This is a genomic window from Paenibacillus sp. CFBP 13594 (genome assembly GCF_014842675.1).
GTDB lineage: Bacteria > Bacillota > Bacilli > Paenibacillales > Paenibacillaceae > Paenibacillus > Paenibacillus amylolyticus_B.
The window spans coordinates 457419-471172 of the sequence record NZ_JACYVQ010000003.1 but is presented as its reverse complement, the minus strand read 5'-3'; the positions used below and the strand labels follow the sequence as shown (position 1 = coordinate 471172).

The window sequence follows — 13754 nt, the reverse complement described above, 5'->3', positions numbered from 1 at the left end:
TGGTGAAAAACAATTTCGTGTAACTTACTTTACATCACATTAATCAATTAGACAAGAGATTTACAGACATAAGTCTTCAACTTTATTATATGCGTCAATATTACTTACACAAAGCACAAAAAAGGAACACAGTTCGACAAAAAGCGTCTCGTGTTCCTTCTCCACTCAATCCACATTTATATAAAATAAAAATTTTAATTTGCTAAGAATCAGCTCACTTTTTAAACAAACCTCTGCGATGCATCACGGTAATAAAACGGTAAAAATCATAACTCGCCCCATTATCGATGCTGAACAATGGATTTTTGGTGTCATATGCCAGTGCTGCATCCACAGCAGCTTTCGCCCATACTGGAACTTCCATTTGCTGACGCGCCTGCAGTTTGTCGACCTGGGATTTGAGCGCATCAAACGCTGCTTTCTCTTCGGCTGTCATCGGTTCGCCCCCTTTCGGTGGTTCGGTTGGTGGATTCGGATGACTTGGATTCGTCGGATTGGATGGCTCCGGGGGGTTCGGAGTGGCTGCTGCGTATCTTGCTCTGAGCTGTGCCGCTGTTCCCTCGAATTCATTCATATCCACGTTGCCACTAATGCCATTCACCTTGCCTGAATCCGTATACTGCCAGAACGTCCAACGCTTCCATGCCGGTTGGTCTTCCGGTACACGGGTGTTGCTGTAACGCGCGATCCACAGATCGTATGAGCTTAGTGATGTGTCAAAATTCCCGGCAAATGAATTGCCCGTGTATATGATCGGTTTTACACCTGTCAGACGTTGTAATTCGGTTAAAAAAGCTTTGGCAACCGTATTCATCTGCGCTTTGCTCAGGTTGCCTGGGTTGTTCTCGTAGTCCATAACAGGTGGAAGTTGTAAAGCCTTGGCTCCTCCAACTTTGTTAAGTGTATTGGCGTAATGTGCTGCTTCTGCTTTGGCACCATCGGTAGATGTCGCGCGGAAGAAGTGATACGTTCCGACCAGCATGCCCGCCGCCAGTGCACCCGTTACATTTTTCTGGTAATTCGGATCGGTATATGTCTGCCCCTCGGTTGCCTTGATGAATACAAATGTCATGCCACTTGCCTTCACCTTCGCCCAGTCAATACTGCCCTGGTATCGGGAGACGTCAATGCCCTGTGTGTTGCTCGAACTTCTCGTTTGCATGTTTCTCACACCCTTTATGCGGCAAATTGCCGTTTGTATATAGTTAATGCGGAGGGATCAGGGGTTGCTTGTGTGCGTGTCCCTGATGTGTTGAGTTATGTGTAGTTTCACGTGCTAGCTTGCTATAGTCGCATTACTTCTTACTATCTCCAGCCTGTGAATCTATGTCGTCCGGATCAGCCTGTGAAAAAGAGTCCTTGGCACTGGGGGAGAAGTTACCGGGGAGTTCCCCGGTTCCCCCTTTTCCCTTAAGCACTTCAATGGCCTGTCGGATCACTGGCGGAATGGGAGCGCCCAACTTGCCCCCGTTTTCGATAATGGACAACAACTCATTTGCGATATAAAAAAAGGCGACCGCATCCCTGAACAAATGTCCGTCTCCCAGAACACCGTCCACCAGATGAGCCACCGATACCATTGCAAATATAAATACCTTTCGTGCGATGCCGAACATGCCAACATTACTCTCTAACTTGCCACTCATACCCGCTGCCGCGATGCCGGTTAGGTAGTCGAGGATGACGAATACGAGCAATACGCCGAGTACGCCTGACCAACCTCCGAAGAAGTAGGTTACCGAGCTACTCATGAGTGCAATTCCCCATTTCCATAGGATATCCCATCGTTCCATGGTTTCACCTCCTTTGATTGTAATTCTAGTCGGTGAACTTATAAAGCTAAGACTTTAATTTCTTTTGGCAAATTCTTCATATGCCGAACTATAAAACTATTGGGAGACCGCTACTCTGTTGCAAAATAGTTGTATGTCCTTTGATCTGTTATTCCTGTGCCACTCACATTAAAACCATTTACAGTGGGTATGATTTTATCATCAACAGACAAGCCGTTATCTAAACCAACCACTCTGTTAAGAACACGTGTATCACCAGTACTATAGTTATTCCTTGGTGATTCTTCACTGTAGATACCATAATAAATATAGTTTGGAGTATTAGTAGCATTTGCAAATGTTATATGGCGCGGCTTAAATGCCAATCCATTCACTGAACCAGTTCCATTCGAGCCTATAACAAATTGTCCTGTCGCAAATTGCTTACCAGTTTTAATTTGCTTTATCTTGTTTGCTAATGTTGACCATGTGTCATTTATGGATGCACTACCTCCCATGGCGTTAACGGCATCCACGATCCCATTTTTAGCATTAACGCCAGATTGAAAAACATCAGGACTCCATGCGCTCCATATATTATCCATACATGTTCGCATGTATAACGTTGGTGTATTATGCGTATCCAATCTCGATGCACGTTGAATTACATGAGTTGGTGCGTTTGAATGCACAAGGACTTCGACGTAAAACCAAGCGTTAGCCACACCACCTGGTCCATTTATAGCGTTGAAACAATCGTACTGTCCACCAGTCTTGATATTATTTAAGTCAGAACTGTGGGCGAGTTGAATAACGCTACCGTTATCCTGTGTAATTTTGTACTTCTGCCATGGCTTATTGTCTACGTAGTTTTTAAGCGTATCTCCATTTGGAATAGCAATTTTTAACATGGATAGGGCTGCCACATTCTGCTGCACGGTATCAGTCAGATTCATAAGCAACGCCTTTTCGTTGTCTGCGACTGAGCCGACAAATGACGCTACCGGAGATGTGTCCATCATCAGGTATGTAACTCTATAGGCTGCTAACGAATCGAACAATGGAACTGATTGATATGCACGTTCAAGTCCGTAACTGTTCGCATCCTTAGACCTTTCCCACTTGTCCGACAGACCATTTTTATAAATCGTCATAACCTTTTTAGCTTTGTATTTTAGTGGGTTTGACGCAACTCCTCCGCCCGCATTCAATGAGTTTATTTCGTAAGTGCTCCATTGAGTCGATAATGCAGGCTTTGTTGCTTCACGCAACACATTCCCCGTTCCGACCTCAATCTGATTATTGCCCTCAATAAACGTCAATTGTCCCTCTGACATGATCGGCTCGACAATCGGCGTTGCAAGTTGATAGACGAGTTGATATGGACTCCATGCCACGTTTGTTGTAAGAGATTGAGGTAATGTCATAGTCCACGCCCCAGATTGAACTCCTGTTGAAGAAGTTGGATCTAATTGTACCCACGCCTTCGTTCCAGTTCCATTGTACGGAGGAATTGGAACGCTACCTCCTTGTTCGTAAGGAAACATCCTCCAACCCATGAAATACGCTTTAACCTCGTCGGCTGTCGGGAGATAGTCGTTCCCCCATCCACTATCTGCGTTGAGTATTGAAACCTCAAATACTTTAGTCGCAAGGTTAACAAAGAACCTATCGCCGCCGTAGTCAATTTCACTACCAGCAGCATTACCTAACAAACTACCATCGAATTTGCTTACTAGTAATGTGTTTGTTACGTCATACGGAGTGATATAAACCTTTTTATACCCGGTCATTAACTGCCCCGGTTTCCAAGAGAGTGTGCTGTCTAATACAACCCGCCTCCATTTCGCCAGTTTGAAATACTGCCCGTCCTTCTCGAATACTTCGTCAGCATTCGCCCCTGTTACTGGATCGGCGAATAGATCAGTTTGCAACGCGAACATGACGTCCTCACGTGGTTTGAACGGTTTGGCTGTTTTGCCGATATTGAGCATCGGGTTAAGGATTGTATCGGCGCCGTCGATTGTCCCGTTAATGTACACAACAATTTGCGTTAGCTTACCGCTATTGAACGTTCTTTCTCCCTGTCCGTAACTAAGGAGCAGAGTCTGTTCGTCAGCCGAAAAAACGGCTAACTTCCCCTTACCATTCAAGCCTGAAAATGACAGGCAATAGTCCGTTTGTGGGAGGACAGTAACCGACAGACGCGTCCACCCGTCTGTCGACTCTGCCGTTTGTTCATACGTATAAGGACCGATAATATTGGATTCTTTAGTCCTATAAGTAGCCTCATAAAACGGTGGCAGCAAATTCTCGCCGTAACGAATCGCGTAAGGATTTCGAACTGGCTGAACGCTATCGACATATGGGTACTTTGCACCTACCTGTTCCGGCGTCATGCTGTCCAGTGCAGCGTACTCAGTTGCGGTGATTTCATAAAATCTCACACCATCAAAATAAGCGTATTGACCTGTAGCACTGCCATTGGTTTGTACAATAACTGATGCAACGACATCCGATGTAGGCGCATATGCCCTCCACAAAGGGACGAATTTAGTAGCATTGGCAGTGGAATTGACGCCTTTAGTTGCCGTTAAGCCACTGGCATAAAAGGATGCGTTCGTCGCATTGCCGTTTTTGGTGTATACTACAGCAATATAGAACTTATTTGCTTTGGCATTGATCTTACTTACAGCTGTCGCCGTAGCAAAAGCACCCGAGGTAACCGTTAACTTAATTCCGTTGGAGCCTTCGGTCTTGTTTGCTTGATCTATTGAGGCTGCGCCTTGAAACAACAGCCACCGAACGGTACTTTCACACCCACCATCACGCCCCAACAAATTCACAAGCGTTCGGCCCTTCAACCCTTCCAACTTAAACGCCGAGGCACGCTCCGCATTAATGATCTGCAATCCAGGCTCCAACGTCACCGATCTACGCTTCTCGGTATCCAACCGCTCCTGAATACTACTCACCTGTGCTGCGGTTTCCTCAGCCTTTTCTTCCACTTGCCCTACACCTTCATCAACCTTCTCCCAGTTCTGATCCAAATACTTATCCAGATCAAAATAGGTCGTAGATGGCGAGGAACGGTCAATCTTATTCAATCCCAAATTCGGTGTTTTTGGTTCATTCATCTATGCTCCACCTCCTGCAAATTTATCCTGCCCTGTCTGCTCAATCTCCTCCAGCGTCATGCTTTCAACCTCCGCAATCGTCAAATACCGCAGACGGTACTCTACGGTCATATGTGCCGGTTTAATATCTTCAATCGCTGCCTTCAGATCATCCAGATTGGGCGGCAAGCCCCATGTGTCGATGAATCGGATTCGGATCAAGTACTCCTCTGGCGATACGGATACATCAATCCCGCCGCTTTCGTAGGCCTGCGCCACGTTCTTGAGCATGGAGCCAGAGACTTTGCCGCTGCCGCGCATCTTGGAAATGATCACGGATCTCCGCTGGTCGTCTGGCTTGGCTTGATTCGTCTGAATCTGCAAATCCCGCTCGTAACGTTCCAATGCCCAGGTTGCAGACTCCGGGTAGAATTGGTCCAGCACACTTTCCAAACCCACCGTAAGCTTGTCCAGTTCTACACCTTCGGTCTCCGTGAGAAGCTGCATCTCAAGCACATTTTCATAAAATGGGGGCAAAAGAGTCATTAATACCTCTGCTTTACTCATGTCACCTTCACCGTCCCAAGAACGGCTACTGCGCCGGGGGCAATCTCCAGATTGGACATACCACCATTCACCAGCAGATCGCTATAATCGATCACAGGCGGGATATCCAGAATGACATTCGCAATCCGTGTCCAACGAACCAACGGATCGGCAAAAGCCAGTTCTTTCAAATACGTAGTAACTCCCGTTTCAATCAGTGTCTTCACGCCCTCGTACGTTGAACCGGAAGCAAGCGTGACCTGTACCTCCACATCAATAGGTATCTCTTCTGCCCCCACGACTGTGACCACGGGTCCGATTGGAGCAGTACCTTCGCCCATTCCATCCTGGGTTGGATCGATATATTCCTGCACCGCCTCAATGACCGCCTCAGCAGGTGTTTGCATCTCATTATTCAGCAATGCCACCTTGACTGTACCTGGTCCGTCCCATAGTGGAAAAGCCTTCGCTTTGCCCACACCGGAGTTCTCCCGTGCCCATAACTCATACTGATATTTGTTGGCACTCGTGACCGGACGGGAAACTTTATCCTGATAGCGATCATATAAGGCCTGATCTGTTTCCTCGTCTTCGCCAGGAACCAGCAACTGTGTCAATTCAGCTGTCGTTAGGCCAGCAATATAATCGATGGGCAGCAGGGCCCCCGTATATTCATTACCTTCCGCTCCCGCGACTTCACATTCCAACACATATCGCCCTGCCGCGACGCGCTCCACAACAACATACACCCGATCCCCCGTGGAAAAACGACTCTCCACAGGAACCTCAACAGGCTTACCTTCATTATCCCGGAAACTACCAACCCAACGTGCCTTCGTGGCCGCTTTACGTTGAATGCCCGACCAAGCCACCGCGCGATCCAGATATTCTCCAGATGCTGTATCTGCAAACTTAAGATTGGCGTTCACATCCAGCTCGATATACATTTGAGCCATTTCCACAGCCGCAGGCGCAAGCGCATCATAGATAATGCTGCCTTCACGTTTATCCACACCATCTGGTACCCTATCCAGCATTCGGTTTAAAATAACTTCAAACGTCTGCTCTTCATACATCCATGTTCACCTCCGTCTCTTCCCTGAAGCTGCCAAAATCCGTTTCCACGGTAAAAGACACCCGTACCCCATCGGCCTCGTGAACAAAATCGAACTCGGTTACATCCGAAATACGATCATCTGGAAGCAACGCTTCGCGAATCCAGCGTTCTAGTTCCGATTCAACCATGGATCTCCCGGCTATTCCTTCCCAGGACCATTCCATGCCGTAATCCGAAGAATAGATTAGATGCTCGTATCGGCGTGTGGACAACGCTTTATACACCGCCTGTTTTACTGCATCTTTTCCATCCAATTGCAACCTTCCAATTCGCTGTCCCGAAGCTTGAAACACATACGTCAGACTTGGAAGCACAGCAGCTTCTTCCTGATCTTCTGCACTAATCTGCGCACCCTGTGGAATCATGGATTCACCAGCCGATCCAGCACCACAAAGCTGTCTCCGCCTTGAACACGTAACAACAAGACATGGTCACCCACGGTCCAAGCTTTGTTCGCCACGGACTCCGGCAGTACCAGAAAAGGCTCGGCCAATGCCAACCGTTGTTCAACGGTTATCTCCAGCGGCTGTGTGTTTGTCACGCTTCCGTACATTACCTGAACGGGAGACTTGGCATCTACAGCGGCCACCGCCGCCTTTTTAATCACATCCAGCATCATTTATCGTTACACCACCTTCAAATCCAGCGACATCGTATGCACGCCCCCCTGTACCTTATGCGTACATTCGTCTACCAGAAAATATTGATTAATCTTCAGTTCATCGATCTGGATGTTGACAAAACTGCCTGCCCTCACCTTGAAATCACCAAGCGCATCCACCTTCAACGTCTGCGTCTCGCGATTGCGGAGGGTCATCAGGGTCTTGAGCATTTCATCAATCTGACCTTCGTTCAGGCCATCATCCGCTTTTTGGTACAAAAAAAGCAGCCCCCATTGACGGATGCTGCCTGAATCCTGATGAACATAGGTTTCTCTTTTTCCCGTATCCTTGTTATCCCGATACAGCTTGATCTTGTTATACGTCTGGTCGTCAATCGATCGCGTATAGCTGTAATCCGTGAGCAGACTGTTATCCCCAATAACAAAGCCGTAAGGCATCTCTTCCACATCCCGAAGCACAAGCTTGCCAAAATCATCGTAGAAGATGTAGTTTTGGCCGCCATAGATCAGCGTTCGGTCGAGCGCCTCACAGATCATGTCGATCAGCTTTTTGTTATCAAATACCATGCGCGGAATAACGTATTTTGGCTGGATCAGATCACCTGTTTTCAACAGAAAGTCTTTGGCAATTCGTTTGATCACATCCGTAGCGGTTGCGTTAACGAACTTGTACGTCTGATTCGCGGTTAGATAACGAGTCTGGTCGTAGGCTTTGATTTTGACACTTTCGTCCTTGCCACTATCCACCGAGAAGATATATCCGTAAAATATTCCTACCTCGTTGCTAATATATTTCACGATATATCCATTCTCATAGGTGAATTTCTTGTTTTGGTACAGACTGCCCTTGATCAACGTGAATTCCAGAGAGGAAGGTTTGCCGATACGGGAGGTTTTGTACGTAATGTCACCGGCAATTTCGCTAATGTCCCAGATGTTGCCCTGCTTGTCATCCAGTAATAACCGTTCCTTCATGTTTGCCAGCTTATCATCCAACCTGATCTGCTCTTGCATATTCCTACTCCTTTCACGGAAGCTTGATCACAAGTCCAATCGGCAGCTTCTTCAGTTGTGCATCTTTGATGCCATTCAGCTTCTGCAGCTCTTTCCAGCGAGCTCCATCTCCCAGATGGGCTTTGGCTGCAGACCACAAGGATTCTCCAGCTTTAAGTGAGACAGTCTTGGGCTGGATTTTTTCATTGGGCCGGGAGGCTTTGGTTTTTGTTTTCGAAGCAGCAGTATCCTTGCTGTCCTTGAGTGGCACTACTTTTTTGGCGGCATAAAAAATGAACTGCTTCAGCTTGATATCATACTGGATATCCCCCACTGTACCCGCTGTCTCCTTCCAGTCGAAGCTCTCAATGGAAACCGCCATATTAATGGTATACCTTGCACTGGAAAAGAACAGTCTGACGGGTCTGCCCATCTGCATCCAACGGATGATCTTTTTCACATATTCATAGGGATCACGGTAAAACTGCTTCTGAATTGCCGGATGCCTTGCATCATAGTTCAGATGATACGGGCTGTAGTCTGCCGGAAAGATTCCGCTGAAACTGACTTCTCGTAGCTTCGGCGACTTGATTACGTTAATTTCACCCAAAGCGCTAACGTTAAACGAACTGCCGTCTCCCGAATCCGAAAACTCAATACTCTCTGGTGTCACCGGGAAAAACATGTATTCAGAGCGGTTATTGAAGCTTAGCTGAATATAATATTCCACTTATCCATACACCCCCTGAGCACTGGAGACGATCTGACTGTTCAGTCCATCGGTAATCTTGCTGATGATGCTGTCCACATCATTTCCGCTGTTGATATCCCCCGTGGTGACCTGAACGGTTGGCGTCAGACTGACAAATCGCTGAATCGCCTGCATCTCCGCAAGCTCACGCATCAGTTTCAGGTCCTCGCTCGTCACATCCACTGTGCCATCCACGTCACCGATCTTGTCCACCTGTCCGATATTGTTGATTTTGTTGATGTTACTCATGTTGCTGTTGGGAACAACGGTGGGAGTAGGTGCAGTGGGTATGGAAGGCATAGGAGGTGTTTTGGGAATTTCAGGTGTGAAGCCTTTGCCAAAATTACCGCCTGGTAGACCTTTATCCTTGGAATCTGCATTCGAAGTTGAAGAGAAACCAGAAAGTAAATCCTCCGCAACCTGCTGACCACCTTCAAAAGCTTTAGGATTGTATTCTCCGTCCATTTTGAAAAATGTCTTCACATCTTTGTCACTCGTAGGCTCCCAGGATTCCAGGCCTTTCTTCCACTCCTTTATTTGCTTGCCACCTAAATTAATATCTGACTCTTGAAACAAACCAATATTGAAACCAAAGGTTTTGTTAACAAGTTTGATCAGACTGTTAAGTCCGCCATTAATTCGTCCCATGGCATCTTCAATTACAGTTACGACGTTATAGAATATATCAAGAATGAAAATACCCATGTCTTTAAATAACTTCTGTATGGCATATACTGGGTCTATGAAAAAGTTAACAATAGCCTCCCCCAGCGAAGCAAACAGGTTCCACACTGTGGCCACTACTACTCGTACGATTTCTCCAAGCATCATAAAAGAACCTATAATGACTCCCAAAATCTCTGTACCAGACATCCCCATCATGTTCAAAATTCCAATAACTGCCGCAATCGCAGCAATTGCCAAAAGAATCGGCCAATTTAGCAATAACCACGCAGCAACGAGACTATAGACTTGTGCGATGACCAATGCCAGTACAACAATTGCCAATGCCATCAGGATAGGCTGAATGATATCCCAGTTCTGCTGAATCACGGCTGCAAGGTATAAAATGCCGTCTACCAGCATCGTTAACGCGTTTGCTGCAACCGTAAATGCGTTGCTAATCCACTCAATAATGACCGTGAAATCCCCATTTGCAAAGGCTTCATTTAATCGATCCAGTAAAGGTGTTAAGGCAACGAGGGCTGCCTGTCCAATCTGACCGAGAACCCCATTAAACTGATTAACTAGTGCATTCCACTTCTGCAACGGTGAATCCAGCATGGTGTCAAAAGCCTGTTGGGTATAGCCTTGTTTTTGCAAAATAACATCAAGCTTTGTTATAAATCCATCCAGATTAGATGAATCAATGGTTTGTTGCAGACCTGCTCCGTTTAGAGCTTCAGCAGGAATGTTAAAAGAATTGGCAAGATCACCATTGTCTCCGTTCATGGCAGCAACCAGGGCACTGGATGCATCTGACATACTTTTTCCATCTGGAGAAAGCATGCTCAACCGTTTAGTCATATCTCTCAGTTGGTCAACCTGATCCGTATTCTGTGCATAGGGGATGAGTGATAGTGTACCTTTCAAGGCATCCGTAACATTCTGTCCGCTCTTGAAAGCTTCCGCACGATAGCGATTAAAGATCGTCTCCCCCTGAGCATCATCTCCCGTAGCAGCCATATAGCGATGCTTCAGATCCTCTTCCTGCGCCGCTGGTACAAGAACCGCTTGTCCTGCTGATTTCATCATGCTGATCCAGGCTCGCACGCGCTGGGCACCTTCTGTAAAGGCAGCATTTACCTTAGCCTGTTCTTCTGACACACCTTGGAGTAAGTTGCCTGCCAACTGAATTCGGCTCAGATTTCCAGGGTTGAATACCGAATTGATTACGGTAGGCAGATTTTGAAATTGCTGAACCATATTGTTTGACATGATATACAGTCTTGCAAACATGGCATACATTCATTTCTCCCTCCTTTCCTTTTTATTTCTTCCGGGCGCGGCTCTTGGACCGTTCTTTCTTCTCTTCCTCCACCCGGATGGAGATCATTGCATAGATGGCCGCTCGTTCTCGCATGGAGAAGGCCATTAGCTCATGCGGCAAAATGTTCAATTCATGGAGAGCGTAATAAGCCAGATTGGCTTCGGAATCGCCCTCTTTAATTAGTTTTTTACGTCATCCACCAGTTCGTTCATATCCTGATTGAAGCCGTTCAACTTCTGGACCTGTTCGCCAAGCGAAGCAAATTCCCCAGGCAACAGCATTTTCCGCAAAAGCGATTCCGCCCCCATCACGCCATATGACCGCTGGAGTTCTGCGTTTTTCAAATCGGGAAATACTACACTTGCGCTCATCAGGCGAGCCATGTAATCATTCGCATCGATGTCGGGTGTGTAGACACCGTTCTTACCCTTAATTTTGCGGGTAGCCGCTTTGCGGCATTCCTGGTTTTCGTCCTCGGTCATGCTGCGCAGTTTCCAGGCAACCGGTTCGCCTTTTTCATCTTTGAATCGGGGGGAAACGATAAACTCCTCCGTTGTATCCGTTGCTGCATTTTGGGCAAAAAACATACTCAATCCACTCATATATTGTTCCTCCTCTAAAGTTAGGCTCCCCGCCGCATGAAGCGGCGAAGAGCAGAAATATGACACGCCAAATAGCCCGTAACACAGGCAAGTTGAACAGGTTTCTTTTACAAACCCGCTGCTAATTAATACGCTTTATAAATCTCAAATCATTATGCTTTCACTTCTACATTACTTCGGCAGATTGAACGATACAGGCATATCGACATCTTCAAAGGTAAAGCTCACTTCTTCCTCCAACGCCTCCGCCTCGGTATCCAGGGATGCCATGATCACACTGTCGAGGTTGACGCCTTTGAGGGTCACTGTTTGTTTGCCAATCGTAGAGGAAGGATCTTCGTTGGTCACTTCAATGTCGAAGTACGTGTCCACACCATTCTGCATGTACTGGAGCATCAGCTCACGGAAACGGGAAGTGGTATAAAAGATTGTCATGGAACCCGAACCGGACCAACCGGTTGCTTTGTGCTGTACGCCGCGGCGGCCCAAGGTTTTGACCTCTGCTTTTTGTTTCTCCACCGTTGCTTCGAGTGTCTTCACATAGAACATTTCTTCCGTTTGTCCGTTAATCGTTGCGTATGCGCGGCCTTCCTGTCCGGAGATCGTGTCGCTTGCTTTCAAAAATGCCATCTTAAACCACCTTCACTTTCATATATACTTTTTCAACGGAATCCACAGGTTGGACCTGAATCTCGATCAGAATACTGTCCGTCTCATTACCCGGAGCAACAGTAATATCTGTTTTGGAATCAAAATTTTGAATGGCACCAATATCCTGAAGTTGCTTCAGATAAGTGACACATTGGGAACGGAAAAGACTGCGCCCATCTTCGTTGTTGTTCACTTTGCCGATGTAGTAGGACTCGAAGATCCGTTTCATATCGTTAGCGATACCATCGAGAACACGGACAACACGGTTTTTGGCAAAATGCCGTGCCTTATCCGGTGTAATGGAGCGGAATGTATTTACATCCTGTTCTACCACTGCGCGGTTGCTGCTCGCTGTAAACACAAACTCACCATTACGCAGGGCTGCTTCTGTCTCGCTGTGTGTCAATCTGCCATTCACATCCACGGCATCGTCATACGCACGGAACGTCAGGGATTCATTCAGATTAGCCCCCGCTGTTGCACCAGCAGTCCAAGCTACCGTTTGTTTCGGCGTAAGAACGGTACCGTCTGCAAGCACAACACCATTTTTCACACTGATAATACCTTCATGATCTGCTGCGGGATAATCGGACAGAACCAGTTGCACCTTCTTGCCCTCGGTATCACGCAAACGCTTGATGTAAGCTGTGTAGACTGACTTGAGTGTGGCATCGTCTGAGACCAGACCAACCGTGTTAAAATCCAGTACTTCCAGCTTGGTGAGGAAATCAGCATGCTCTTGGTTCGTTACTGTACCATCCAATCCACCTGTTAGTGGAAGTGACGCTGTAGCTGTGAGAGCACCTTCACCAGTAAAGGTAACGTATGCGTTGGATTCCAGAGCTTCGATGGTGGACGAAGTTTGTTTGTCCACTTCTTTACCCGAAAGCAAAGTCGAGACATCCAATTTTTCCGGTTCATTGATATTTGCGGAGATTACAACAGCCAGATCATTACCACGTACGCCGCCGTGTTGGGCTGTGACTGTCAGTTTATCCAAAGTTGCCTTGGCTTTGGTACCTGCATTCAGTCGATAAAGAAGTAAGGTCTGTGCCCGTTTCAAAGCTTCGCGGATGAGCAGCAGTTGAGGTGCTGTCCAGTCATAGCCCAACTTGGCTTGTACATCTTCACCTGCTTGTACCGTCAGGATTGTGCTAGCTTGTCCCCATGACAATGGAAGTGCCAAAGCCACCGTTCCCCGTTCCCCTACCGTACCCGGCAATGAGCCCTCCGATGCAAAATTCATATATACGCCGGGGCGTACCTTGTTTTGTGTCGTCCATGTTCCTCCAGCCATTATTGTGCCTCCCCATTCATAAATTGTTGGATATGTTGTTTTGCCTCTTCCATTGTGTATGTCTGTTGTTCCAGCAGCACAGCTGCCAAAATGTCTTTCTCGATCCGGCTAAGTTGCCGGGATTCAGCGAACTGTGCTTTGTTGTATTTTGGATTGTTATGCAGTTCTTCTGCTTCGAGATTCTTGCGATCCGCTTCTTTCTTGCTGAACATCGCGAGTGAGCCTCCCATTCCTTTCATATCAGATCCCCCTATATAAGTTCAGCTAAAGCAACACAACTCTGTGTGAAATTCAGTC

At 46.9% G+C, this 13754-nt stretch carries 15 protein-coding genes; all 15 read right to left on the bottom strand.

Going from position 1 to position 13754, the window contains the following annotated elements:
• Positions 1 to 214: 214 nt before the first annotated feature.
• Positions 215 to 1162, bottom strand: a complete 948-nt coding sequence (locus IFU39_RS12925) for a glycoside hydrolase family 25 protein (RefSeq protein ID WP_192133040.1) — start codon at positions 1160 to 1162, stop codon at positions 215 to 217.
• 133 nt (positions 1163 to 1295) lie between these two features.
• Entirely contained in the window at positions 1296 to 1793 is a 498-nt protein-coding gene (locus tag IFU39_RS12920; RefSeq protein WP_192133038.1) for a phage holin family protein, read from the bottom strand.
• Between the two features lie 110 nt (positions 1794 to 1903).
• Positions 1904 to 4909 (bottom strand): pyocin knob domain-containing protein, encoded by a 3006-nt coding sequence (locus IFU39_RS12915; RefSeq protein ID WP_192133036.1) that lies wholly within the window; start codon positions 4907 to 4909, stop codon positions 1904 to 1906.
• Positions 4910 to 5455, bottom strand: a complete 546-nt coding sequence (locus IFU39_RS12910) for a putative phage tail protein (protein ID WP_192133034.1) — start codon at positions 5453 to 5455, stop codon at positions 4910 to 4912.
• Entirely contained in the window at positions 5452 to 6510 is a 1059-nt protein-coding gene (locus IFU39_RS12905; protein ID WP_192133032.1) for a baseplate J/gp47 family protein, read from the bottom strand. Before IFU39_RS12905 ends, IFU39_RS12910 begins: the two co-directional genes overlap by 4 nt.
• Positions 6503 to 6916 carry a DUF2634 domain-containing protein gene (locus IFU39_RS12900; protein WP_192133030.1) on the bottom strand — a complete coding sequence of 138 codons (414 nt, stop codon included), beginning with the start codon at positions 6914 to 6916 and terminating at the stop codon, positions 6503 to 6505. The genes IFU39_RS12905 and IFU39_RS12900 overlap by 8 nt, the downstream gene beginning before the upstream one ends.
• Complete coding sequence (locus IFU39_RS12895) at positions 6913 to 7170, bottom strand: DUF2577 family protein (protein WP_192133027.1); 258 nt, start codon at positions 7168 to 7170, stop codon at positions 6913 to 6915. Before IFU39_RS12895 ends, IFU39_RS12900 begins: the two co-directional genes overlap by 4 nt.
• A gap of 6 nt (positions 7171 to 7176) precedes the next feature.
• On the bottom strand, positions 7177 to 8187 hold the full coding sequence (locus IFU39_RS12890; RefSeq protein WP_192133025.1) for an XkdQ/YqbQ family protein: 1011 nt from the start codon (positions 8185 to 8187) through the stop codon (positions 7177 to 7179).
• Between the two features lie 13 nt (positions 8188 to 8200).
• Complete coding sequence (locus IFU39_RS12885) at positions 8201 to 8896, bottom strand: LysM peptidoglycan-binding domain-containing protein (RefSeq protein ID WP_192133022.1); 696 nt, start codon at positions 8894 to 8896, stop codon at positions 8201 to 8203.
• Complete coding sequence (locus IFU39_RS12880) at positions 8897 to 10885, bottom strand: hypothetical protein (RefSeq protein WP_192133020.1); 1989 nt, start codon at positions 10883 to 10885, stop codon at positions 8897 to 8899. It lies immediately after the preceding gene.
• 22 nt (positions 10886 to 10907) lie between these two features.
• A complete protein-coding gene (locus IFU39_RS33220) occupies positions 10908 to 11036 on the bottom strand; it encodes a hypothetical protein (RefSeq protein ID WP_258166368.1) in 129 nt (42 codons plus the stop codon).
• A 50-nt stretch (positions 11037 to 11086) separates the two neighbouring features.
• Positions 11087 to 11509, bottom strand: coding sequence for a phage tail assembly chaperone (locus tag IFU39_RS12870; RefSeq protein WP_111620520.1), 423 nt, complete (start codon positions 11507 to 11509; stop codon positions 11087 to 11089).
• 171 nt (positions 11510 to 11680) lie between these two features.
• Positions 11681 to 12139 (bottom strand): phage tail tube protein, encoded by a 459-nt coding sequence (locus tag IFU39_RS12865; protein ID WP_017690162.1) that lies wholly within the window; start codon positions 12137 to 12139, stop codon positions 11681 to 11683.
• A 1-nt stretch (position 12140) separates the two neighbouring features.
• A complete protein-coding gene (locus IFU39_RS12860; RefSeq protein ID WP_192133018.1) occupies positions 12141 to 13457 on the bottom strand; it encodes a phage tail sheath family protein in 1317 nt (438 codons plus the stop codon).
• Positions 13457 to 13696, bottom strand: a complete 240-nt coding sequence (locus tag IFU39_RS12855; protein WP_192133017.1) for a hypothetical protein — start codon at positions 13694 to 13696, stop codon at positions 13457 to 13459. The genes IFU39_RS12860 and IFU39_RS12855 overlap by 1 nt, the downstream gene beginning before the upstream one ends.
• Between the last annotated feature and the right edge of the window lie 58 nt (positions 13697 to 13754).

Bases quoted from the DNA above. Each gene is read 5' to 3' on its own strand.
- IFU39_RS12925 (WP_192133040.1), bottom strand. From the start codon at position 1,162: ATGCAAACGAGAAGTTCGAGCAACACACAGGGCATTGACGTCTCCCGA.
- IFU39_RS12920 (WP_192133038.1), bottom strand. From the start codon at position 1,793: ATGGAACGATGGGATATCCTATGGAAATGGGGAATTGCACTCATGAGT.
- IFU39_RS12915 (WP_192133036.1), bottom strand. From the start codon at position 4,909: ATGAATGAACCAAAAACACCGAATTTGGGATTGAATAAGATTGACCGT.
- IFU39_RS12910 (WP_192133034.1), bottom strand. From the start codon at position 5,455: ATGAGTAAAGCAGAGGTATTAATGACTCTTTTGCCCCCATTTTATGAA.
- IFU39_RS12905 (WP_192133032.1), bottom strand. From the start codon at position 6,510: ATGTATGAAGAGCAGACGTTTGAAGTTATTTTAAACCGAATGCTGGAT.
- IFU39_RS12900 (WP_192133030.1), bottom strand. From the start codon at position 6,916: ATGATTCCACAGGGTGCGCAGATTAGTGCAGAAGATCAGGAAGAAGCT.
- IFU39_RS12895 (WP_192133027.1), bottom strand. From the start codon at position 7,170: ATGATGCTGGATGTGATTAAAAAGGCGGCGGTGGCCGCTGTAGATGCC.
- IFU39_RS12890 (WP_192133025.1), bottom strand. From the start codon at position 8,187: ATGCAAGAGCAGATCAGGTTGGATGATAAGCTGGCAAACATGAAGGAA.
- IFU39_RS12880 (WP_192133020.1), bottom strand. From the start codon at position 10,885: ATGTATGCCATGTTTGCAAGACTGTATATCATGTCAAACAATATGGTT.
- IFU39_RS12870 (WP_111620520.1), bottom strand. From the start codon at position 11,509: ATGAGTGGATTGAGTATGTTTTTTGCCCAAAATGCAGCAACGGATACA.
- IFU39_RS12865 (WP_017690162.1), bottom strand. From the start codon at position 12,139: ATGGCATTTTTGAAAGCAAGCGACACGATCTCCGGACAGGAAGGCCGC.
- IFU39_RS12860 (WP_192133018.1), bottom strand. From the start codon at position 13,457: ATGGCTGGAGGAACATGGACGACACAAAACAAGGTACGCCCCGGCGTA.
- IFU39_RS12855 (WP_192133017.1), bottom strand. From the start codon at position 13,696: ATGAAAGGAATGGGAGGCTCACTCGCGATGTTCAGCAAGAAAGAAGCG.